This is a genomic window from Erwinia sp. INIA01 (assembly GCF_025947915.1).
Lineage (GTDB): Bacteria > Pseudomonadota > Gammaproteobacteria > Enterobacterales > Enterobacteriaceae > Erwinia > Erwinia coffeiphila.
This window is the reverse complement of sequence record NZ_JAPDNC010000001.1, coordinates 43,258-64,677: the sequence shown is the minus strand read 5'-3', so window position 1 is coordinate 64,677 and position 21,420 is coordinate 43,258. Positions and strand designations below refer to the sequence as shown.

At 58.5% G+C, this 21,420-nt stretch carries 18 protein-coding genes; 15 read left to right on the top strand and 3 right to left on the bottom strand.

What is annotated here, in order from left to right:
- Positions 1-1,209 carry an MFS transporter gene (locus tag OMR58_RS00275; RefSeq protein WP_264545052.1) on the top strand — a complete coding sequence of 403 codons (1,209 nt, stop codon included), beginning with the start codon at positions 1-3 and terminating at the stop codon, positions 1,207-1,209.
- Here OMR58_RS00275 and OMR58_RS00270 read toward each other — a convergent pair.
- The gene (locus OMR58_RS00270) at positions 1,206-2,066 is read right to left on the bottom strand and encodes a DMT family transporter (RefSeq protein ID WP_264545051.1); all 861 of its coding nucleotides are present in this window, start codon (positions 2,064-2,066) and stop codon (positions 1,206-1,208) included. The two genes, OMR58_RS00275 and OMR58_RS00270, sit on opposite strands and share 4 nt — an antisense overlap.
- A gap of 144 nt (positions 2,067-2,210) precedes the next feature.
- Between OMR58_RS00270 and OMR58_RS00265 the strand changes: the two genes are divergently transcribed.
- A complete protein-coding gene (locus OMR58_RS00265; protein ID WP_264545050.1) occupies positions 2,211-3,602 on the top strand; it encodes an aminotransferase-like domain-containing protein in 1,392 nt (463 codons plus the stop codon).
- A gap of 122 nt (positions 3,603-3,724) precedes the next feature.
- Here the strand turns inward: OMR58_RS00265 and OMR58_RS00260 are convergent, their stop codons facing one another.
- On the bottom strand, positions 3,725-5,359 hold the full coding sequence (locus tag OMR58_RS00260) for a Na+/H+ antiporter (protein ID WP_264545049.1): 1,635 nt from the start codon (positions 5,357-5,359) through the stop codon (positions 3,725-3,727).
- A 376-nt stretch (positions 5,360-5,735) separates the two neighbouring features.
- Between OMR58_RS00260 and OMR58_RS00255 the strand changes: the two genes are divergently transcribed.
- The 13 genes from OMR58_RS00255 to OMR58_RS00195 all read left to right on the top strand — a co-directional run bounded on the left by OMR58_RS00255 (position 5,736) and on the right by OMR58_RS00195 (position 20,111).
- Entirely contained in the window at positions 5,736-6,296 is a 561-nt protein-coding gene (locus OMR58_RS00255; RefSeq protein ID WP_105591724.1) for a GNAT family N-acetyltransferase, read from the top strand.
- Positions 6,297-6,348: 52 nt separating this feature from the next.
- Positions 6,349-7,944: an ABC transporter substrate-binding protein gene (locus tag OMR58_RS00250; RefSeq protein WP_444861288.1), complete on the top strand. Its 1,596-nt coding sequence runs from the start codon at positions 6,349-6,351 to the stop codon at positions 7,942-7,944.
- Between the two features lie 10 nt (positions 7,945-7,954).
- On the top strand, positions 7,955-8,950 hold the full coding sequence (locus OMR58_RS00245) for an ABC transporter permease (RefSeq protein WP_264545047.1): 996 nt from the start codon (positions 7,955-7,957) through the stop codon (positions 8,948-8,950).
- Positions 8,951-8,953: 3 nt separating this feature from the next.
- A complete protein-coding gene (locus tag OMR58_RS00240; RefSeq protein WP_444861284.1) occupies positions 8,954-9,793 on the top strand; it encodes an ABC transporter permease in 840 nt (279 codons plus the stop codon).
- Positions 9,790-11,388 carry a dipeptide ABC transporter ATP-binding protein gene (locus OMR58_RS00235; RefSeq protein WP_264545046.1) on the top strand — a complete coding sequence of 533 codons (1,599 nt, stop codon included), beginning with the start codon at positions 9,790-9,792 and terminating at the stop codon, positions 11,386-11,388. Before OMR58_RS00240 ends, OMR58_RS00235 begins: the two co-directional genes overlap by 4 nt.
- Positions 11,389-11,405: 17 nt before the next feature.
- Entirely contained in the window at positions 11,406-12,746 is a 1,341-nt protein-coding gene (locus tag OMR58_RS00230) for an LLM class flavin-dependent oxidoreductase (RefSeq protein ID WP_264545045.1), read from the top strand.
- 439 nt (positions 12,747-13,185) lie between these two features.
- Complete coding sequence (locus OMR58_RS00225) at positions 13,186-14,052, top strand: MurR/RpiR family transcriptional regulator (protein WP_264545044.1); 867 nt, start codon at positions 13,186-13,188, stop codon at positions 14,050-14,052.
- Between the two features lie 16 nt (positions 14,053-14,068).
- Positions 14,069-14,653, top strand: a complete 585-nt coding sequence (gene ddpX, locus OMR58_RS00220; RefSeq protein ID WP_264545043.1) for a D-alanyl-D-alanine dipeptidase — start codon at positions 14,069-14,071, stop codon at positions 14,651-14,653.
- Entirely contained in the window at positions 14,650-16,209 is a 1,560-nt protein-coding gene (locus OMR58_RS00215; protein ID WP_264545042.1) for an ABC transporter substrate-binding protein, read from the top strand. The genes ddpX and OMR58_RS00215 overlap by 4 nt, the downstream gene beginning before the upstream one ends.
- 56 nt (positions 16,210-16,265) lie before the next feature.
- On the top strand, positions 16,266-17,282 hold the full coding sequence (locus OMR58_RS00210) for an ABC transporter permease (RefSeq protein ID WP_264545041.1): 1,017 nt from the start codon (positions 16,266-16,268) through the stop codon (positions 17,280-17,282).
- A gap of 3 nt (positions 17,283-17,285) precedes the next feature.
- On the top strand, positions 17,286-18,179 hold the full coding sequence (ddpC, locus tag OMR58_RS00205) for a D,D-dipeptide ABC transporter permease (RefSeq protein WP_105591715.1): 894 nt from the start codon (positions 17,286-17,288) through the stop codon (positions 18,177-18,179).
- Positions 18,179-19,165 (top strand): ABC transporter ATP-binding protein, encoded by a 987-nt coding sequence (locus tag OMR58_RS00200; RefSeq protein ID WP_264545040.1) that lies wholly within the window; start codon positions 18,179-18,181, stop codon positions 19,163-19,165. Before ddpC ends, OMR58_RS00200 begins: the two co-directional genes overlap by 1 nt.
- Complete coding sequence (locus tag OMR58_RS00195; RefSeq protein WP_264545039.1) at positions 19,158-20,111, top strand: oligopeptide/dipeptide ABC transporter ATP-binding protein; 954 nt, start codon at positions 19,158-19,160, stop codon at positions 20,109-20,111. Before OMR58_RS00200 ends, OMR58_RS00195 begins: the two co-directional genes overlap by 8 nt.
- Positions 20,112-20,364: 253 nt before the next feature.
- Here the strand turns inward: OMR58_RS00195 and OMR58_RS00190 are convergent, their stop codons facing one another.
- Positions 20,365-21,384 carry an alpha/beta hydrolase family protein gene (locus tag OMR58_RS00190; RefSeq protein ID WP_264545038.1) on the bottom strand — a complete coding sequence of 340 codons (1,020 nt, stop codon included), beginning with the start codon at positions 21,382-21,384 and terminating at the stop codon, positions 20,365-20,367.
- Positions 21,385-21,420: the final 36 nt, after the last annotated feature.

Below are 21,420 nucleotides of genomic sequence, written 5' to 3'. Positions count from 1 at the left end.
ATGAGCGCTGAACTAAAACCCTCTGCGGTTGCCCCGGAAAACAGTTTATGGATGGCGGTGATTTGCGTTGGCCTGGCAACGTTTGCCGTGGTTACCACAGAAATGCTGCCCGTGGGGCTGCTGACGACAATGGCAGAATCCCTAAACACCTCTAACGGAAAAGCCGGGATGGCTATTTCACTGCCTGCTCTGCTTGCCGCCCTGTTTGCGCCGTTTGTTGTTATTGCAGCCGGTGGCACAGACCGGCGTATTATTCTCCGCTGGCTATTGGTGCTGCTGACGATTGCCAATATCGCATCGGCGCTGGCTCCCGGTATCCTTCTGCTGCTGGCTGCACGTATCCTGGTGGGGTTTTGTATGGGAGGGATATGGGCGATCGCCGGGGGATTATCTTCGCGTCTGGTTACCGCACAATCCGTCGGCCTGGCAACGGCCATTGTGTTCGGCGGCGTGGCCGCAGCCTCTGTGCTTGGCGTTCCGCTTGGCGCATTCATCGGGGATTATGCCGGATGGCGTTGGGCATTTGGCGGCATGGCGCTGTTCAGTGTTTTAGTTCTGACCCTGCACTGGATCTTTATTCCGGCGCTGCCGGTAACGCATTCCGTTTCGTTCCGCCAATTTGTGCAACTACTGCAAAACCCCCGGATACGGGCCGGTCTGGTACTGACTCTGCTGCTGGTGACCGGGCATTTTATGGCTTTTACCTTCGTTCGCCCGCTGCTGCTGGATGTGGCGCTGTTTGAGGTGAAGTGGATCGGTATTCTGCTGCTTGTTTATGGTATCACCGGCGTGGTGGGGAACTTCCTGACCGGGATCGTCACCACAAGGCGCGCCGCATTGACCCTGTTAGTGATTTCGCTGGGCTTAATGTTCACTCCGCTGCTTTTTTTGAGCATCGGACACTATCACACCGGCAGCGGAGCCGCGCTGATACTCTGGGGCCTGGCTTACGGCGGAGTCTCGGTCGGTTTGATGAGCTGGATGATGAAAGCCGCACCGCGAGCAATCGAAATCGCCACGTCGCTCTATGTTGGGGTGTTTAACATCGGTATTGCGGGCGGTTCCTGGTTCGGTGGGCAGATCGTCGACCGGTTTGGTCTGGTGCCTAACCTCTGGGTGACAGCCGCGATACTGACGGCTGCGGCGCTGCTGTCACTTTACCTGTTGCTTCACGAGCGGAAAAACACCCCTGTCACTCTGAAGCTCTAGCTATAACGCTTTGCCCCAAACACACAAAGGATCACCGCCGTGGCGCAGGCAACCATGCTCCAGGCGATGGATTCATGAAGCAACACGGCGGCCAGCAGCAGGCCGAAAAACGGCTGCAACAGCTGAAGCTGACTGACGCCTGCAATGCCGCCAAGCGCCAGGCCGCGATACCAGAACAGAAATCCAATCAGCATACTGAACAGCGAAACGTAGCCCAGGCTTAACCAGCCTGGCTGGCTGACGGCGCTCCAGCTGTGCGGCAGGCTGAACAGCGCGATAATCGCCATCAGCGGCAGAGAGAGCAGCAGTGCCCAGCTGATCACCTGCCAGCCCCCCAGCCGACGCGATAAACCCGCGCCTTCCGCATAGCCCAGACCGCATACGATGACCGAAGCGATCATCAGCAGGTCGCCACTTAGCGATCCGCCCTGCCCGTTGGCGATAGTGAATCCGGCCACGATGGCGGCACCGAGCAGCGAGAACAGCCAGAATGCCGGGCGGGGGCGTTCACCGCCGCGCAGCACGCCAAACAGTGCCGTGGAGAGCGGCAGCAGACCGATAAACACCACGGAGTGACTGGCGCTAATATGGCGCAGGGCCAGCGCGGTCAGCAGGGGGAACCCTACCACCACGCCTAGCGCGACAATAAGCAGCGGCAGGATATCCGAGCGCGCCGGGCGTCGCTGGCGCAACAGCAGCAGCAGTGCCCCGCCCAGCAGCGCGGCAATGGTGGCCCTCGCCGATGTCAGGAACAGGGGCGAAAAATCATTTACCGCCACGCGTGTGGCCGGGAGCGAACCGCTGAAAATCATTACGCCTGTCAGCCCACTCCACCATCCTGCCGTTGTTCGTTCCATAGTTCCTCGTTTCTGTTTTGACTCACATTTTCAACGATAATAGGCAACATCAGGAACGTTTCGAAGATACAATGCAGTACAATTTTACCAAACTGTATGGATAAAATTGACCATACAGCTGTGATTGCCGCGAGGAAAACTGCGATGACCCGTACCGAAATGCTGATAGCCGACATTCGCAGCCAGATTATCGGTGGCGCACTCTCCGCAGGAGAACGTCTGCCGTCAGTGCGCGGCTATGCGGCAAAGATGCAGGTATCGCCGTCGACCGTCGTTGAAGCCTATGAACGACTGGCGGCGACGGGAATGATCCGCGCACGCCGGGGGGCCGGGTTTTTTGTGACCGGGTCGCATCAGCCGCCGCTCAATCTGGTAGAAAAGAATGTCGATTATCAGCGCGACGTTGATCCGTTCTGGGTTTCTCGCCAGGCGCTGGATGCCGATCGCGATGTGCTGAAACCCGGCTGTGGCTGGCTTCCTGCCGACTGGATGCCGGTGGAGCCCTTGCGAAAAGCCATGCGGCAGCTGGCCCGTTCGGATGCCAGCCTGCTATGTGATTACGGTACGACACGCGGTGCGACGGCGCTGCGGCGTCTGCTGCTGGCGCGCTTTGCCAGTGAAGGGCTGACGACGCCCATGGAGCAGATTATGCTGACCGGCTCCGGAACCCAGGCGCTGGATTTAATCTGTCGCTTCCTGCTGCGGCCCGGTGACACGGTTCTGGTCGACGATCCCTGCTATTTCAATTTTCAGGCCCTGCTCCGTGCGCATCAGGTCACTATCGTGGGCGTTCCTTTTACGCCGACCGGTCCTGACGTGGCCGTATTTGAATCGGTTCTCAGCCAGTCGCGCCCCAGGCTGTATATCACCAACTCGGCGTTACATAACCCGACAGGCGCGAGTCTCTCCCCGCAAACGGCCTGGCGCTTGCTTAACGCGGCCCGCGAGCACGATCTGATTATCGTTGAAGATGATATCTTCGCCGAGTTTGAACCTGAACTGTCATCACGGCTGGCGATCCCCGACGGCCTGGAGCGGGTGATTCGCATGGGCAGTTTTTCCAAAACGCTTTCGGCTTCGGTTCGCTGTGGCTATATCGCCTGTCGTCCTGAATGGATCGAGGGGCTGACCGATCTGCAAATTGCCACCAGCTTCGGTGGCCCAAGCCCGATGACCACCCAACTGCTGGCTGCTGTGCTTTCCGGCGGGAGCTACCGTAAACATCTTGATGAGGTTGTCCGCAGGCTGTCAAAAGCGCGTAAAGACGCGGTCGAGCGTCTGGCTGCGCTCGGCATAACTCCGTGGCTGGTGCCGCGCGGTGGGTTTTATCTGTGGTGTCGTCTGCCTGCAGGATTAGATTCCACGGAAATTGCCCGCCGCTGCCGACTGCACAACGTTGTGCTGGCACCGGGTAATGTCTTCAGCGTGTCGCAGTCGGCGGGGGAATTTTTACGTTTTAACGTCGCGCATCTAAGCGATGAGCGTGTGTATAGCGTGCTGAAGGAGGTCATGGCGGCATGTTCAGCCGGGGATTAGTGTCCCGGGCGGGCAGCGTAAAACAGAGGCTTTCCGTTTAAAACTGCCCGCCGGGCTCCGTATGCCGCTGACGGTCTCATCGGTTTCACGACTGAGAGACTCGCCAGCGGGGTGTTTCGTTTTTAGTGCAGGCTCTCTTCCTTCAAATCAATCGCTCTCAGCGCCTGCTGGAAAGTCGTGTCCGTGATGTTGCGGGCGCGTTTAAGCCTGAACAGCTCGGCACGCTGGGCTACGATCGCCTCGCGCTGCATCTCTTTTTCAATGCGGGCACGCTTCTTCAGTTCCTGGCCAACATCGTTCTGGTCGTCGCTGTCGTTGTAGTGCAGGCGACGCTGGTAGGTTTCCAGCAGCAGGTTTCCGGCATCCGCCCGCATCGCCTCTTCCTCCGGATCGTCAACGGGCTGGCTGAGCAGTTCGTTCAAGCGGGCAATCGCCGCTTCGGTCAGCGCCGCGCCGATTGCCCCCTTGCCTGAATCATGCGGTAAGTCATCCGCAAGATACGCGGTCATGATTGGCAGACCGATAGCGGCAACGATCAGCGACAGCAGGATCACCGACATGGAGAGGAAAATCAGCAGATCCCTGCCCGGGAACGGTGAGCCATCGGTCAGCACTACCGGCAGCGTCAGGATGCCGGCCAGGGTAATTGAACCCTTCACGCCGGCCAGCGCCATCACCGCCACCGCGCTGAACTGCGGGCGGCTGGTGGTCACTTTGCCCTTACGCTTCTGGCGGAACACCGTCAGCGTAATGGACAGCCATACCCAGCAGAAGCGCACAACGCCCAGAGCGAGGGTGATCACCACCGCATACAGCAGCAGATACCAGGGGGAGGAGACGCCCGCCTGGCTGGCAACGTCTGGCAGGGTTTGCAGCATGCGGGGAAGCTGTTCACCGAGCATCAGGAAGATCATCCCGTTCAGGATGGTCTGCAGCATGTTCCAAACCGCGCTGCTTTTCATGCGCGTGGCGGGCAGGCGCGGACCGGAGAGCTGCTCGTAGTGCATGGCAATCCCGGCGGCAACCGCGGCCAGAATCCCCGACACGTGGAAGCTTTCAGCCAGAATGTAAGCGGCAAACGGGATAAGAATACTGATCAGGATCTGTATTGCCGGTTCTTCGCGGGTACGCTTAATCAGGAAGTTATTGCACTTACCGGTGGCCCAGACCACCACCAGCCCGCTGAGGATACCGCCGACGGCCATCAGAACAAACCGAGTTACCGCATCGCCGGCTGAGAAACTGCCGGTGAGCACGGCGGCAACGGCAAAGTTAAACGCCACGAGTCCCGATGCATCGTTGAGCAACGATTCACCTTCCAGGATATGGCCCATTCGGGATGGCAGCGGCGAGTTGGCGGTCATCGCCGATACGGCGACCGGGTCCGTCGGTGACAGAATCGCCGCAAGGGCAAATCCGGCGGCGACGGTGATCGCCGGGATCAGCCAGTGAATAAACAAACCGATACCGATAATGGTAAACAGCACCAGCCCGATGGCCAGCGACAGAATAGGTTTTAAATCGCTGAAAAAAGCATCCTTCGGGATGCGCCAGCCATCAAGAAACAGCAAAGGAGGAATAAACAGCAGCAGAAAGATGTGGGGATCAAAATCGACCTGAAAGCCACCTGCAGCCAGGGCTGCTCCCGCCGCAATCTGCAGCAGCGGCAGTGGGATTTTAGCGGACAGTAAATGAGATATAAAAACGGTAACAACAATGGCCATCATAAAAACTAATACAATGGTGATCAGCGACATTCGCAACCTCCCCTTTTGGTAAAAATGGCATAACACATACAGACCTTCTCCCTGGTTGAAATAAACAACAAAAAATGACTGATATTCACGGAACAACGGTTCTCTCGTCATTGAATGAAGCGTCATTTTGGCTATCAGCCCGGAGGGATGATACAGGAAATATCCGATGCGAAAATGATGCATTCATGGCACGCCGTGCGGGCACTGCTCACGTGGTCAAAATATCCCCACTTTGAAGGCGGTAATTTTTAACATCAGATACGGTAGTCAACCTATTAAGATTTTAACTGCGCATCGTTATCAGATATTTATCTTTCACAGTTTCCCCCCGCGCTGTTAATAATCGTAATAACTTAATTGTGTGGCGGTGAAACTCATGACTGAACGTATTCGTTTAGCAAAAGCGGAAGAGGCAGAATTACTCCACGGTTTATTGCAGCGCGCCTATGCGCCGCTTATTCCTCAGGGTATTCATTTCACCATTACCCGCTCCAGCGTGGAAGATGTTCGCGCGGTGATCGCCAGCGAATCGACCTTCGTACTGGAAAATGAGGGACGCCTGGTTGCCACGCTTACCGTCCGCTTTCCCTGGGCTGCCGACAGTAAACAGGTATCGCCGTGGCCCTTCCTGCACTGGTTTGCCGTCGATCCGGAGTTCAAAGGCCAGGGTTTCGGCAGTCGGATTATCCGTTACGTTGAGGAAAGCTTCCTGCGCGATACGCTGAAATCCCCGGCGGTTTACCTGGCGACGGCAATTAAACATCCGTGGCTGTCACAGCTCTATTTACGCCGTGGCTATCAGCCGTTTCATCGTGCGGTCAATCCGCTGGGCGTAGAGCTGGTTTATTTAACCCGCGTGCTCGATCAGCAGCGCTATCAGCAGGCGAAAATTAAAGAGTACGTACACGATTTTATTGAAAACTCACTGACTGCTTAGTCGTCTTTATTACCTTTCTGGGAAAACTATGCGCTTAAATAATAAAGTGGCCATGATGGCTACGGTATCGCTGTTGGCTTTATCCGTCTCATCGGCATTTGCCGCCGCTGAACCCCGCACGGGCGGCACCCTGACGTGGGGCGTTGAAACCGAACCTAAACCGTTAAATCCTCAACTGAACGGCCAGTCAAAAGCCGAGCTGATCCTGCGCGTGGCCTATGAATCACTGCTGGCACGTAATGCCGACGGCAGCTTCGTTCCGTGGCTCGCGGAAAGTTACCGCGTGGAGCAGGACGGCAAGCGCATTATTTTCACCCTGCGCCCGGATGTAAAATTCTCCGACGGGGCCAAATTGAATGCTGAAGCGGTGGCAGAAAACTTCCGCCATATTCAGGACCCGGCCTACTGCGCGGGTTCAAGTCTTTGCGCGTTAAGCCGCCATATTGACAGCATTGAGACCCCGGACGAACGTACCGTGGTGCTGAATCTCAAGGCGGTTTACTCACCGTTCCTGGCCTTTGCCGCCGGTCTGAAACTGATTTCACCGAAATCCTGGCAGTCGCCGGATCTGAAAGCGGGCGGCGCTTCCGTTGCCGGAACCGGGCCGTTTATCCTGCAGCGCTATGAAAAAGGCCAGCAGATTGTCTTTGTAAAGAACCCGGAATACAACTGGGCACCGACCAACGCCGCCCATCAGGGACCGGCGTATCTGGATGGCGTGACCTATCGCTTCCTACCGGAATCCTCGGTGCGCGTGGGAGCGCTGCTCTCCGGCCAGGTTGATGCGATTGAAGGCGTTTCCGGTAACGATGCCGGTGAGTTTAAAAACAATCCGGACTTCACCTATCAGCACGCGCTGAATACCGGTACGCCGTACTCGCTGTTCCTCAACGTGGAATACGGCCCGACGCAAGAACTCAAGGTGCGCCAGGCATTGTTACAGGGACTGGACGTGGCGCCGATCCTGCAATCCATTTATCGCGGCGAACGTACCCGCGCCTGGGGCATTACCTCCCCGGTCGATCCGCTGTACACCAACGGCGTGGAGGGTAAATACGGTAATAACCCGGAGCTGGGCAATAAACTGCTGGATGAAGCAGGCTGGAACACGCGTGATGCCGACGGTTTCCGCACTAAGGACGGCCAGCGCCTGAGTATTGAAATTATCCAGGCGCAGGCAACGGTGCGCGATCAGCGCGATGTGCTGCTCCAGGCCATTCAGGCTCAGGCCCGTCAGCGTCTGGGCGTGGAGCTGAAGCTGCGCTACGTGGACTCCGGCACGTATACGGAACTGCGCAACAGCGGCCAGTTTGGTTCCATCGCCAACTCGAATACCGAAACCGACGGCATTGATATTGAAAACCACTATCTTCCGGTGAATGCAGGCGGTGCTATCAACTACAGCCGCACGTCCGATCCGGCGATCCTGCCGTTGCTGAAAGGTGCTTCAGCGACCGCTGATGTTCCGGCCCGCCGTGGCTTCTACGCGCAGCTGCAGCAGCTGGCGATTATCGACCAGGCCGTGGCGATCCCGCTTTACGAGCCGGAGGATCAGATTGCCGCCGCCAGCTACGTTAACGGTATTGGCTTCCGTCCCTTTAAACAGATGCCGGAAAACGCCTACAGCGTCTGGCTGAGCGAACATTAACAGGTGAGCCATGAGTAGCGAAACCACCCCCCTGATTAAAAGCGTCGGGCAACCGCGCCTGAAGGCTCCATCATCGCTGGCCTGGCGTATTGCCGGGCGTATCGGCGGTGGCGTGATGGTGCTGTGGGCAGCCGTCAGCCTGTCGTTCATTGCCGTCTGGCTGGCACCGGGTGATATCGTCAGCCTGCTGGTCGGTGAACAGGTGCGTACCCCGGCAATTGAGGCGGCTATCCGCGCCGAATGGGGGCTGGATCGCCCGCTGTGGCAACAGTATCTCAACTATCTGTGGCGCATCATGCACGGTGATTTTGGTCGCTCCTACATGCTGAACGTTGATGTGGGCCAGCTGGTTGCCTCGCAGCTGCTGCCCACGCTGAAGCTGGCCGGTGCGGCGCTGCTGGTCAGTGTGGTGTTTGCAGTACTGGTTGCCGTGCTGACAGCGCACCGCCGCTGGGGACGCAGCGTTGCCAACGGACTGGAGCTGCTGCTGGCTTCCACTCCCTCTTTCTGGCTGGGGATTGTGCTGCTGTTTATCTTCAGCTTTACGCTGCGCTGGTTCCCGGTGGCCGGCGACCGCAATTTCGCCGCGCTGGTACTGCCCTCTCTGTCGCTGGGTCTGGCTCAGGGCGCGGTGGTGTCGCAGGTGCTGCGGCGCGGGCTGGAAGATGCGCTGGACCAGCCCTTCTCCCTGACGCTGCGCGCCTGGGGGATTCACGGGGTGATCGTGCGTCTGCGCCATGCGCTACGACATGCCGCACTGCCGGCGGTGACGCTGACCGGCTGGCTGGTGGGTGGTCTGCTGAGTGGCGCGGTGATCACCGAACAGGTGTTCAGCCGCCCGGGACTCGGCAAGGTGACCGTTGATGCGGTGCTCGCAAAAGATATGCCGGTGGTGCTGGCCGTGGCGATCCTCTCTGCGCTGGTTTATGTGGTGATGAGTACGCTGGTCGATATTCTCGGCCTGCTGATCGATCCGCGCCTGCGCAGCCAGGCAGACAAGGAGTAAGCCATGTCTACGATGTTGATAACCCCCCGCCTGCCGCGACGCATTCCGTTTGCTCTGCTGTTGTCCTTTATTTTTCTTGCCGTGCTGGCGCTGGCCGCCACGTTCCCCGCCTGGCTGGCTCCGGGCGATCCGCTGCTGGCCGATCCGTTAAACGCCATGCAGCCGCCGTCCTGGCAGCACTGGCTGGGAACCGATCAGCTGGGTCGCGATCTGCTCAGTCGGGTGATTTACGGCAGCCGCTACTCCCTGCTGATTTCGGTGGCGGCTATCGGTCTGGCCGTGGTTGTCGGCACCGCGCTGGGCCTGCTGGCCGGGCTGGCGCGCGGCGTGGTGGATGAAGTGATTGGCCGCACGGTGGATGTGATTTCCGCTTTCCCCGACCTGCTGCTGGCGCTGATGCTGATCGCTTTCACCGGTCCCGGAACCACGAATCTGATTATCGCGCTGGGTGTGGCGTCTGTTCCCCGCTTTGCCCGTGTGGTGCGTGCGCAGACCTTTCTGATTGCCCGCTCCGGCTACGTTGAACAGGCACGCACATTCGGCCAGCCCTGGCCGGTGCTGGTGTGGCGGCACGTGCTGCCACACGCCATTGCTCAGGTTCCGGCGCTGGCAACTCTCGGTCTCGGTACGGCGATTATTGGTACGGCGGGATTAAGTTTCCTTGGTATGGGCCCACAGCCGCCGACGGCGGAATGGGGCCTGATGCTGGCCGAGGGGCGTAACTATCTGCGTAACGCCTGGTGGACCGGCGTCTGGCCCGGCGTGGCGATAACCCTGACGGTGGTGGCGGTGAGTATCGTTGGCCGTCACTGGCAGGCTCGATTTGAAGGAAAACAACGATGACCGCGATTGTCGATATTCAAAATCTCTCGATTCGTTTTGGCGCTCAGACGGTAGTTGACGGGCTTGACCTCAGCATTTACCCGGGTGAGTCGGTGGCGCTGGTTGGTGAGTCGGGGTCGGGTAAAACCGTTACCGCCCGTGCGCTGCTGGGGCTTCAGGCAAAAGGCGCATCGATCGAGGCCGATCGTTTCACGATTCAGGGACAGCCCGCGCTGGCAAACCGTGAGCGCGACTGGCGGCAGGTCCGCGGCCGGGAGATTGGCTATGTTCTGCAGGATGCGCTGGTCTCGCTGGACCCGCTGCGAACGGTGGGTCAACAGCTGGCCGACGCGCTGACGGCCAGCGGCCGGGTTTCCCCCCGCGATATTCCGGCTCGCAGCCTGCAGCTGCTGCATGAAGCGGGCATGGCCGATGCGCAACAGCGGTTGGCGGTCTACCCACATCAGCTTTCCGGCGGGCTGCGCCAGCGTGTGCTGATCGCCTGCGCGCTGGCCGGGCAGCCCGCGCTGCTGATTGCCGATGAGCCGACCACCGCGCTGGATATGACGGTACAAAAACAGATCCTGACGCTGCTCCGGCGGCGGCGGGAAAACGGCCAGGCGCTTCTGCTGATTAGTCACGATCTGGCGGTGGTGGCCGAGCTGGCCGATCGCGTGCTGGTGATGCGTGACGGTAAGGTAGTGGAAAGCGGGGAAACCCGCCAGGTGTTAACCGCGCCACAGCATCCGTGGACCCGCCGCCTGCTGCGCGCCATTCCAACGCCGCAGACCCGCGGCTTCCGACTCGCCAGCGAACGCCCGCAGGCGCTGCCTCCCCGCCCGTTGGTCAGCGGTGAACCGCTGGTCAATGTCAGCAACGTACATAAATACTACGGCGATCGCCACGTGGTGAATAACGTCTCTTTCCAGCTGCGTGCCGGTGAAACGCTGGGCGTGGTGGGCGAATCCGGCTCGGGCAAAAGCTCGCTGGCGCGTCTGTTGCTCGGACTGAGTGAGCCGCAGCGCGGCAGCATTGATATTGCCGGTGTGCGCTGGAGCCAACAGCCGGAAACGCTGCGCCGCAGCCGCCGCGCAGGGCTTCAGTTGATCGCGCAGGACCCGCTCAGCTCCTTCGACCCGCGCTACAACGTTGAGCGGCTGATTGGCGAGAGTCTGGATACTGCCGGAATCGTCGGAGCGGCACGTCGTCAGCGCGTGCTGCAGCTGCTGGATGAGGTCAGCCTCAGCCATAAATTACTGCATCGCTATCCGCGTGAACTGTCCGGCGGGCAGCGCCAGCGCGTGGCGATTGCCCGTGCCTTTGCACCGAACCCTGCGCTATTAGTAGCCGATGAGCCGGTCAGCGCGCTGGATGTCTCGGTGCAGGCGCAGATCCTCGATCTGCTGGCCGATATGCAAACTGAACATCGTACCGCCCTGCTGTTTATTTCCCACGATCTGGGAGTGATTCACCATCTTGCCGACCGGGTGCTGGTGATGAAAGAGGGGCGGATTGTCGAAAGTGGGGATGTGGAGCAGGTGTTTAAGCACCCTGTTCATCCCTGGACGCAACAGCTACTTGATGCGCTGCCGGCGATGCCCGGCCGCGCTGCCTGAGATAAAGGAGCACTATCATGAGTCAGACCCAATCCCAGCTGCGTCTGGGGGCGATTATTCAGGGGCCTTCCGGCAATATGTCCGCGTGGCGTCACCCTGATGCGCAGAGCGATGCCAGTATTAACGTTGAATTTGTGCAGAAGCTGGCAAAACAGGCGGAGCAGGCAAAATTCGATTTCCTGTTTGTCGCCGACGGGCTGTATATCAACGCCCAGTCTATTCCGCATTTTCTCAACCGCTTCGAACCGATCACCCTGCTTTCCGCACTGGCGCTGGTGACGAATAAAATCGGACTGGTTGCCACGTTATCCACCTCCTACAGCGAGCCGTTTACCGTGGCGCGGCAGTTTGCCAGCCTCGATCAGCTGAGCGGCGGTCGGGTAGGCTGGAACGTGGTGACTTCACCGCTGGAAGGCTCGGCGAAGAACTTCTCCCGCGATCGTCATCCTGAACACGACGAGCGCTATCGCATTGCCAGCGAGTACCTGCAGGTGGCGAAGGGGCTGTGGGATTCATGGGAGGCCGATGCCTTTGTTCGTAACAAGCAGACGGGGGAATTTTTTGACGCCAGCAAACTGCACACCCTGAACCACAAGGGCCATTACTTCTCCGTGCAGGGGCCGCTTAACGTTGGGCGTTCGCCGCAGGGACGTCCGGTGATCTTCCAGGCAGGGGCATCGGATGCCGGTAAGGCGTTTGCCGCCGAAACGGCCGATGGCATCTACACCCGCCAGGAAACGCCGGAACTGGCGCGGGCGTTCCGTGAAGACGTGCGCCGCCAGCTGGTGGCACGCGGCCGCAGTGCCGATGATATTCGCGTGTTCCAGGGGATCAGTGTGATTATCGGCGAGGATGAGGCACAGGCAGAGGAACGCTACCAGCAAACCGCCCAGCTGGTGACGGTGGAAAAAGCACTCGAGTATCTGGGCCGCTACTTCGAACACTACGATTTCAGCCAGCATCCGCTGGATGAACCGTTCCCGGATATTGGCGATCTCGGCCAGAATAGTTTCCGCAGTACCACCGACACCATCAAGCGAGATGCCCGCGAGCGCGGCCTGACCCTGCGTCAGACGGCGCTGGAGGCGGCAACGCCAAGGCCGGGCTTCTTCGGCACGGCGGAACAGGTTGCCGACGGGCTGGAGCACTGGTTCCGTTCCGGTGCGGCGGACGGCTTTATCGTACGCGGCGGTACACCTACCGCCTTTGATGATTTTGTTGAGCAGGTGATTCCGATCCTGCAGCAGCGCGAACTGTATCGCACCGAGTATGAGGGTAATACGCTGCGTGAAAACCTTGGGCTGAGCGAACCGGAAAATCAGTTTGCTGTGCGGGAGCAGCAGGCGCTGAGCGCCTGATCTGGCGCCTTCTTCCCCGTTGCCCGGCAGATCGCTTTCGCCGGGCACGACAGGCAAGCATTCACACCGGAATACAGGAATCGTCTGTATCAAGGCTGCTGCCGGCGTTATCCCACCGCGTAGGGTATCGACCGACGGCACCTTTAGCTCCCGATCAATCCTCCTCCTTCTGTCATTTGTTTAAATATTATCCATTTAACGCCTGTTGATTTGGCATCCTTTTGTCACGTGTTGCACTGATGTGATGCAATTGTCATCCGTGTTGCACTGCTGCATTTTCTGACGGCTAAACGCCCGAAAATGCCTGTCTCGAAAATAATCGCTGTAACCACATGATTTTAAGCAATAAAAAATAACCCCACAAAGATGGCATACATCGTGCTTTGTTAGCTTCATGTCAGCAATGAGTTCAATGACAGCGAACTAACACGGAAACACGATGAGCGCGAAGAACAAACTGTTCACCCTGATTGAAGCCGCCTGGAGTAGTCAGACGCCCAGCGAAAAACGCATCAGTTCCTGGCTGTTAAGCAACCGGGAACAGATCCCGTTTGAGACGGCCGACAGCATCGCTCAGGCCACCGGCACCAGCGGCATCACGGTGGGGCGGTATCTGCGCAAAATGGGATTCCGCAATCTGGAAGATGTGAAAAGCCAGCTGCGTGAAGCGCCAAGCCAGACCTACAAACACTGGGGGGTGATCGACCGGCTCGACTCCTGGGAGCAGCAGCAGGCCCTGCCCGACCGGGTGAATCAGTCGCTGCATATGGAGCTGGAAGCCATTCGCTACGTCTATCAGCTGGCGCAAACCGACACGTTTATGGCGGTCAGCAAACAGATTGCGCAGGCGGATGCCGTGGTGATCCTGGGTATCCAGTCGACGCGAGGCATCGCCAATACCTTTTTCAGCCATCTGGAATATCTGCGGCCGCGCGTGAGCTATGCCGAAGGCAGTTCGGGCAGCTGGCTTGAATCACTCAACTCCGAATATGAAAAGCCTTACGTGGTGCTGACCGATACCCGCGCCTACTCCACCGTGGCGCGGCAGTTTTGCCGGGTGGCCGCCGAGCGCGGCGTGGCCATGGCACTGGTCACCGACATGTGGTGCCCCTGGGCGCGTGACTATCAGGCCGATGTGCTTCAGGTAAAAACCGATACCGGCAGCTTCTGGGACTCTCTCGCACCGGTGAGCTGCCTGTATAACCTTCTCCTTTCTGCCGTGGTGGAACAGCTTGGGCCAACACTGTCGGCTCGTCTGGCCCAAAACCGCCTGCTACAGCAGGAATTTGGTCAGTTTGAACGTTAAAAGCAGGGATTAAAGCATGATTCGCGAAACACACCTTATCGACATTGCTGAGCAGTTTCCTCAGCTGAAGTTCGATATGAAATATGCCACGGCCGACAACATCACCGGCCAGCAGATTTACAGCTCCGCGCTGTGTCTGCTGCATGCTGATGCGGTTAAGGCGCTGGAAAAGAGTATAGAAATCGCCCGCCTGGCGGGCTTCACCCTGCTGGTGCTGGACGCCTATCGCCCGCAGAAAGCCCAGGAGCTGCTGTGGCGCGCCTGCCCCAACCAGGATTACGTGGTGCCGCTGAGCCAGGGATCGAACCACAGCCGGGGGACGGCAATTGACGTCACGCTGCTGGACGCCGATGGCCACGCGCTGGATATGGGCACCGGGTTTGATGAAATGGACGAATTATCCCATCCCTACCATCCCGCACTGGCGCAGGCTGCACAGCGCAACCGGCTGCTGCTTAACGCGGTGATGTTCGGCGGGGGCTTTACCGGTATTGCGACCGAATGGTGGCACTTTGAATTACCGCAGGCGTCGGTTTATCCGCTTATTGATGATGTTTTCTCCTGTATTTCACCCGCACCGATTGACGGAGTCTTACCATGAACAAGACATACACAGCATCAGGTTATTTTCGTCCACTTTTACTGGCGGCGCTGGTAGCCGTTTCAGCTCAGGCGATGTCAGCCGTTCCGAAGGATATGCTGGTGATTGGCAAAGCGGCCGATCCGCAAACGCTCGATCCGGCAGTGACCATCGATAATAACGACTGGACCGTAACCTACCCCGCCTATCAGCGTCTGGTGAAGTACAAAACGGAAAACGGCAAAGGCTCGACCGACGTGGAGGGCGATCTGGCCGCCAGCTGGAAAAGCTCCGATGACGGGAAGGTGTGGACCTTTACGCTGAATAAGGGCGCTCAGTTCGCTGACGGCAGCGAAGTCACGGCCGAGGCGGTGAAACTCTCCTTTGAACGACTGATGCGGATTAAACAGGGGCCGTCCGAAGCGTTTCCGGCGGATTTAAAAGTGGAAGCGGTCGATCCACAGACCGTTCGTTTTACCATGAAGGATCAGTTCGCTCCGTTCCTGTACACGCTGGCTAACGACGGCGCATCGATTATCAATCCGGCGGTGCTCAAGGCGAACGCGGGCGACGATGCGCGGGCATATCTGGCCGAACACACCGCCGGTTCCGGTGCCTATATGCTGCAGCGCTGGCAAAAAGGGCAGCAGCTGGTGCTGGTGCCTAACCCACATTTCGCGGGTGGCAAGCCAGCCTTTAAACGCGTCTCGGTCAAAATCATCAGCGAAAGCGCCGCGCGTCGTCTGCAACTGGAGAAAGGCGATGTGGATATTGCCGACTCTCTGCCGGTTGATCAGTTCGCAGCCCTGAAAAAACAGGGTGAGGTGGCGGTTTATGACTATCCGGCGCTGCGGGTCACCTATCTGTATCTGAACAATGCCAAAGCGCCGTTAAATCAGCCGGATCTGCGCCGCGCGGTGTCGTGGGCGACCGACTACAAAGGCATGGTTGACGGCATTCTGGGCGGAAACGGCAAACAGATGCGCGGGCCAGTACCGGAGGGCATGTGGAGCTATGACGCCTCTGCCATGCAGTATTCGCTGGACTTAACCAAAGCGAAAGAGGCGTTCGGCAAGGTGGCGGATAAACCGAAAACGCTGTCGTTCCTTTATTCCGATAACGATCCGAACTGGGAGCCAATTGCCCTGTCAATGCAGGCCAATCTGCAGTCGCTGGGTATCAACGTGAAGCTGGAAAAACTGGCTAACGCCACCATGCGTGAACGTATTGGCAAAGGGGACTATGACATTGCCATCGGTAACTGGAGCCCGGATTTCGCAGACCCGTATATGTTTATGAACTACTGGTTTGAATCGAACAAAAAAGGGCTGCCCGGCAACCGTTCCTGGTACGCCAATCCGCAGGTGGATACCCTGCTGAAGCAGGCGGTATCGACCTCTGACCAGGCACAGCGCACCCAGTTCTATCAGGCCGCGCAGAAAGTGGTGATTGATGAAGCCGCCTACGTTTATTTATTCCAGAAGAACTACCAGGTGGCGATGAATAAAAACGTTAAGGGCTACGTCTTTAATCCGATGCTGGAACAGATCTTCAATATTTCCGAGATGAGTAAGTAAGTCGTTCATTCATCCTTATTCCGCAGGATCGGTTTCGATCCTGCTAAGGAAGCCATATGAGTTTCTGGAGTTTAATCCGGCAGCGAAGCTGGGGACTGCTGCTGGTTGTCGCCGGCGTTTGCGTGATTACGTTTATTATTTCACATCTGATCCCCGGCGACCCGGCGCGACTGCTGGCCGGGGACCGGGCCAGCGATGAAATCGTGCAGCATATTCGCGAACAGCTGGGGTTGAACCTGCCGCTCTGGCAGCAGTTTATCCGCTATGTGGAACAGCTTTTACATGGCGATTTGGGGATGTCGATCCGCACCGGACGCCCGGTGCTGGAAGATTTGAAAACCTTCTTCCCGGCCACACTTGAGCTGGCGTTCTGTGCGCTGCTGATTGCCCTGGTGGTCGGCGTTCCTCTGGGCGTACTCTCTGCGGTGTATAAAAACCGCTGGCTGGATCATCTGGTGCGCCTGCTGGCGCTAACGGGCATTTCCACACCGGCCTTCTGGCTCGGACTGGGCGTTATCGTGCTGTTTTACGGCAAGCTGAATCTGCTGCCCGGCGGCGGCAGGCTGGACGACTGGCTTGATCCTCCTGCTCACGTCACCGGCTTTTATCTGATTGACTCCCTGCTCAGCGGCGACATGGAGGCATTTGTTAATGCACTGACTCACCTGATCCTGCCCGCTACCACTCTGGCCTTTGTGCACCTGGGCATCGTGGCTCGCCAGATCCGCTCGGCGATGCTGGAACAGCTCAGCGAGGATTACGCGCGTACGGCATTAGCGAGCGGGTTGAGCAAATTCACTATCGTGGTGCGCTATGCCTTGCCGAACGCGCTGATTCCGTCGGTGACGGTGCTGGGGCTGGCGCTCGGCGATCTGCTGTACGGTGCCGTACTGACCGAGACGGTATTTGCCTGGCCGGGTATGGGTGCCTATGTCGTTTCTTCTATTCAGGCGCTGGATTTCCCGGCAGTGATGGGCTTTGCCATCGTGGTTTCCTTTGCTTACGTGCTGGTCAACCTGCTGGTCGACCTTCTTTATCTGTGGATTGACCCGAGAATGGGTCGTGGAGCGTAACCGATGATGTTAACTCAGGAACAGCCCGCCATTGCCCGGGCTACGCCCCGCGCTTCGGCATGGAAACGCCGTCTGTGGATGATTCGCCAGAGTCCGTTAACGGTGGTGGGCGGCGCGATTATCGTGTTAATGCTGCTATTGATGATTTTTGCGCCATGGCTGGTCCCGCAGGACCCAAACGCGATTAATCTGGCCGAACGCCTGCTGCCGCCGGGGGCCGGGCACTGGTTCGGCACCGATGAGGTAGGCCGCGATCTGTTCAGCCGGGTGCTGATCGGCAGCCAGCAGTCCGTTGCCGCCGGTCTGGCCGTGGTGCTGGTAGCGGGCATCAGCGGGTCGCTGCTCGGCTGCCTGTCCGGTGTACTCGGCGGCCACAGCGATGCCTTCATCATGCGCCTGATGGATATCATGCTGTCGATCCCGTCGCTGGTTTTAACCATGGCGCTGGCCGCCGCGCTCGGTCCCAGCCTGTTTAACGCCATGCTGGCGATCGCCATCGTGCGCATCCCGTTTTATGTGCGGCTGGCGCGCGGTCAGACGCTGATTGTGAAGCAGCATACCTTTGTGGAGGCCTCACGCACCTTCGGCGCTTCGCGCTGGCACCTGATCAGCTGGCATATTCTGCGCAACGCGCTGCCGCCGCTTGTGGTGCAGGCGTCGCTGGACGTGGGCAGTGCGATCCTGATGGCGGCCACGCTGGGCTTTATCGGCCTGGGTGCCCAGCAGCCCACCGCAGAATGGGGCGCGATGGTCGCTATCGGCCGCAACTATGTACTCGACCAGTGGTGGTACTGCACCTTCCCGGGTGCGGCCATTTTGATTACTGCCGTCGGATTTAACCTGTTTGGCGACGGCATTCAGGACTTACTCGACCCGAAAGCCGGAGGACGTAACTGATGCAGGACAGAATACTGACCATTGAAAATCTTCGCCTCAGTTTTCCGGTGTACCAGGGGGAAGTGAGCGTACTGAACAACGTATCGATGCATATCAACCGCGGAGAAATTGTCGGCGTTGTCGGTGAGTCCGGCTCCGGCAAGTCCGTTACCGCCATGTTGTCCATGCAGTTGATCCCCCGGCATACCTATCGGGTGAACAGCGGCAGGCTGGAAGTCGCAGGAAAAGACGTGCTCAGCGCCAGCGAAGCGGAGATGCGGCAGATGCGCGGCAACAGGGTGGCGATGATTTTTCAGGAGCCGATGACCGCGCTGAATCCGACCCGCCGCATTGGTAAACAGATGGTGGATGTGCTGCGTCAGCATAGGCCGCTGTCGGTCAGCCAGGCCCGCGAGCGTGCCGAAGCGCTGCTGAAAGATATGCAGATTGCCGATCCGCATAATGTGATGCAGCGCTATCCGTTTGAACTGTCCGGCGGGATGCGCCAGCGGGTGATGATCGCGCTGGCCTTCTCCTGCGAACCGGACCTGCTGATTGCCGATGAGCCGACAACGGCGCTGGATGTGACGGTTCAGCGCCAGGTGCTGAGGCTGTTGAAAGAAAAAGCCGCCGCCACCGGCACCGCCGTGCTGTTTATCAGCCACGATATGGCAGTGGTCTCTCAGGTTTGCGACCGGATTTATGTGATGTATGCCGGTTCGGTGATCGAAAGCGGCAGTACGGCAAGCGTACTGACCCAGCCGTCGCATCCCTACTCTGCCGGGCTGCTGGAATGCTCACCGGACAGCGCCGAACCCCGCGCGGAGCTGGCTTCGATTCCCGGCACCGTGCCTAATTTGGCCAGCCTTCCGACGGGCTGCGCCTTCCGCGAGCGCTGTTTTGCAGCGGGTGATGCCTGCGGTAAAGCACCGTTACTGCGTACTGCTGGCAGTGTCGACCGGCAGGTGGCCTGCTGGTATCCGCAAAAGGAGGCGATAAATGTCTGAATCCCTGCTCGAACTGAATGACGTCCACGTTAATTTTCCGGCCAGAACCAACTGGCGGGGAAAAGTCACCGAGCGCGTTCATGCGCTTAATGGTCTGGATATGGTGGTCCATCGCGGCGAAACGCTGGGCATCGTCGGCGAATCCGGCTGCGGAAAAAGTACTCTGGCGAAGCTGCTGATGGGCATGCTGAAACCGACTTCGGGGAAACTGGAGCTGGCCCGATCGCCAAATTCGTGGCTGGGCCGGGGTATGCAGATGGTTTTCCAGGATCCGCTCTCCTCCCTCGATCCGCGACTGCCGGTGTGGCGAATTATTACTGAACCGGTGTGGATACAGTCTCGTAGTGATGAAAAGGCCCGCCGTCAGCTCGCGGAGTCGCTGGCCGCGAAGGTCGGTATTCGGCCTGAGTATCTTGACCGCCCGCCCCACGCCTTTTCCGGCGGCCAGCGGCAGCGCATCGCCATTGCCCGCGCGCTTTCCGGGCAGCCGGATATTATGGTGCTGGATGAACCCACTTCCGCGCTCGATATTTCCGTGCAGGCGCAGATCCTTAATCTGCTGGTTTCATTACAACAGCAGCAAAACCTCACCTACGTGCTGATTTCCCATAACGTGTCGGTGGTTCGCCATATGAGCGACCGCGTGGCGGTGATGTATCTGGGGCAAATCGTCGAGATTGGCGAAACGCGCCAGGTGCTGGATGCGCCGCAGCATCCGTATACGCGACTGCTGATGGAGTCGGTGCCGCGCATCGGTGCTCCGCTGGATGGCGCTCCGAGCAATACGGAACTGCCGGGAAATCGTCAGCTGCCTGCGGGCTGTTATTTCCGCGAGCGCTGCCCTTATGCGACAGCCCGATGCAGTGAAGTGCAGCCGCTGAGAAAGTTGGCCAACGGTCATTCCGTCAGGTGCTGGCAGGCGGGGGAGTCAACATTGTTGCAGTAAATCCAATCGTTTTCCCCGGGGAATGTCGCCCGGGGAGGACGTAGTGCACCTCGTCACACTTCCCGTCTCCCACCGTTCAGCGAGGTTAAAAGAGCGTCAAATTGATCAAAATAGTTACAACATACAATATGCGCATCAAACCAATCAGCAAACCTATGTAACAGCGAGACCTAAATGAAGATTGGCAAAACATGCACCAGCTAAGCAGGAATTAAAAGGCTGAAACTGGCGCAGTTCCTTAAACGCCAACTGGTTACGACTCAACATGGCACCGCTGCCGGTGAATCCAGTCCGCCACACCTGGCAGCACTCCCGGGGCATAGGCTTTCTGTCCGAGCATCAAAAAAGCCCCCTGCTTCCACAAGGGCCACTGCGACGTCAGCTGATAGTCGAACAGCGCACTCCGCAGCAATCCATGAGTCGCCCCGCTCACCTGCCGCAGGCATCTCGGCGTATTCGCCGGCAGCGATTCTTTCCACCGTTCGACGGACTCATCGGAATCAACATTTCGGTCCGCTTCACCCATCAAAAGCTGAACTGGCGTGGTCATCTGGCGGATATCCTCACGAGCATCCGCCAGCGCATTCCGTCGCTCAAAATCCTGCCGGTTACAGTGAGAAAGGCAGGGACGATCGACTGCCTGGCGTGAATACTGTTTATCGAAAGCTTCTGTTTCATCGGCCAGCGCTTTCGCTATTTCACCGTCAGGCACGCCTTCCGACAGCAGCCTTTGCCGCATAAAATAAAAGCCCTGGCTACGCCAGTTAATCGCGGCCCCAATCAGCACGGCAAAATCCGCGCGGCTCTGGCGACTGGCGCGCGGTACAACCCAGCCAGCCTGGGAAAATCCCAGAAAGCCCAGGGAACTATTTTGCAATTCGGGAAGCGCTTTCAACTTTTCCAGCGCCCGCGTGGCTTCATCGGCACGGTCGGCCATGGTTTGCGCCAGCCAGTTACCGCTGCTGCTACCTACGCCAGGTTTATCCCAGGAGAAAACCGCGATCCCCTGCGAGAGCAGATAATTCACCAGCGGCAGATAGCCCCCGGCCGACCAGCGATCCTGCGCACCATCCCCATGAACCAGCAGAACCACCGGCGGTGAAGATATGCCATCCGGCAACAGCAGCGTTCCTTCCAGCCGGTCTGCGCCCTGGCTGAAAACAACATGACGCTGCCAGGCAGAATCGGGCAGTTCAAATGCCTGAAGCCTGCTCAGTACCGCTATTATCATCACCATTAGCAATGCGATGAACGGGAGAACAATTCTCAACATCCATTTTCCGCGAGACATATCATCCTTTCACATCCG

Excerpts from the sequence above, each read along its gene's own strand:
- OMR58_RS00275 (WP_264545052.1), top strand. The coding sequence starts at position 1 with ATGAGCGCTGAACTAAAACCCTCTGCGGTTGCCCCGGAAAACAGTTTA.
- OMR58_RS00270 (WP_264545051.1), bottom strand. The coding sequence starts at position 2,066 with ATGGAACGAACAACGGCAGGATGGTGGAGTGGGCTGACAGGCGTAATG.
- OMR58_RS00265 (WP_264545050.1), top strand. The coding sequence starts at position 2,211 with ATGACCCGTACCGAAATGCTGATAGCCGACATTCGCAGCCAGATTATC.
- OMR58_RS00260 (WP_264545049.1), bottom strand. The coding sequence starts at position 5,359 with ATGTCGCTGATCACCATTGTATTAGTTTTTATGATGGCCATTGTTGTT.
- OMR58_RS00255 (WP_105591724.1), top strand. The coding sequence starts at position 5,736 with ATGACTGAACGTATTCGTTTAGCAAAAGCGGAAGAGGCAGAATTACTC.
- OMR58_RS00250 (WP_444861288.1), top strand. The coding sequence starts at position 6,349 with ATGATGGCTACGGTATCGCTGTTGGCTTTATCCGTCTCATCGGCATTT.
- OMR58_RS00245 (WP_264545047.1), top strand. The coding sequence starts at position 7,955 with ATGAGTAGCGAAACCACCCCCCTGATTAAAAGCGTCGGGCAACCGCGC.
- OMR58_RS00240 (WP_444861284.1), top strand. The coding sequence starts at position 8,954 with ATGTCTACGATGTTGATAACCCCCCGCCTGCCGCGACGCATTCCGTTT.
- OMR58_RS00235 (WP_264545046.1), top strand. The coding sequence starts at position 9,790 with ATGACCGCGATTGTCGATATTCAAAATCTCTCGATTCGTTTTGGCGCT.
- OMR58_RS00230 (WP_264545045.1), top strand. The coding sequence starts at position 11,406 with ATGAGTCAGACCCAATCCCAGCTGCGTCTGGGGGCGATTATTCAGGGG.
- OMR58_RS00225 (WP_264545044.1), top strand. The coding sequence starts at position 13,186 with ATGAGCGCGAAGAACAAACTGTTCACCCTGATTGAAGCCGCCTGGAGT.
- ddpX (WP_264545043.1), top strand. The coding sequence starts at position 14,069 with ATGATTCGCGAAACACACCTTATCGACATTGCTGAGCAGTTTCCTCAG.
- OMR58_RS00215 (WP_264545042.1), top strand. The coding sequence starts at position 14,650 with ATGAACAAGACATACACAGCATCAGGTTATTTTCGTCCACTTTTACTG.
- OMR58_RS00210 (WP_264545041.1), top strand. The coding sequence starts at position 16,266 with ATGAGTTTCTGGAGTTTAATCCGGCAGCGAAGCTGGGGACTGCTGCTG.
- ddpC (WP_105591715.1), top strand. The coding sequence starts at position 17,286 with ATGATGTTAACTCAGGAACAGCCCGCCATTGCCCGGGCTACGCCCCGC.
- OMR58_RS00200 (WP_264545040.1), top strand. The coding sequence starts at position 18,179 with ATGCAGGACAGAATACTGACCATTGAAAATCTTCGCCTCAGTTTTCCG.
- OMR58_RS00195 (WP_264545039.1), top strand. The coding sequence starts at position 19,158 with ATGTCTGAATCCCTGCTCGAACTGAATGACGTCCACGTTAATTTTCCG.
- OMR58_RS00190 (WP_264545038.1), bottom strand. The coding sequence starts at position 21,384 with ATGTTGAGAATTGTTCTCCCGTTCATCGCATTGCTAATGGTGATGATA.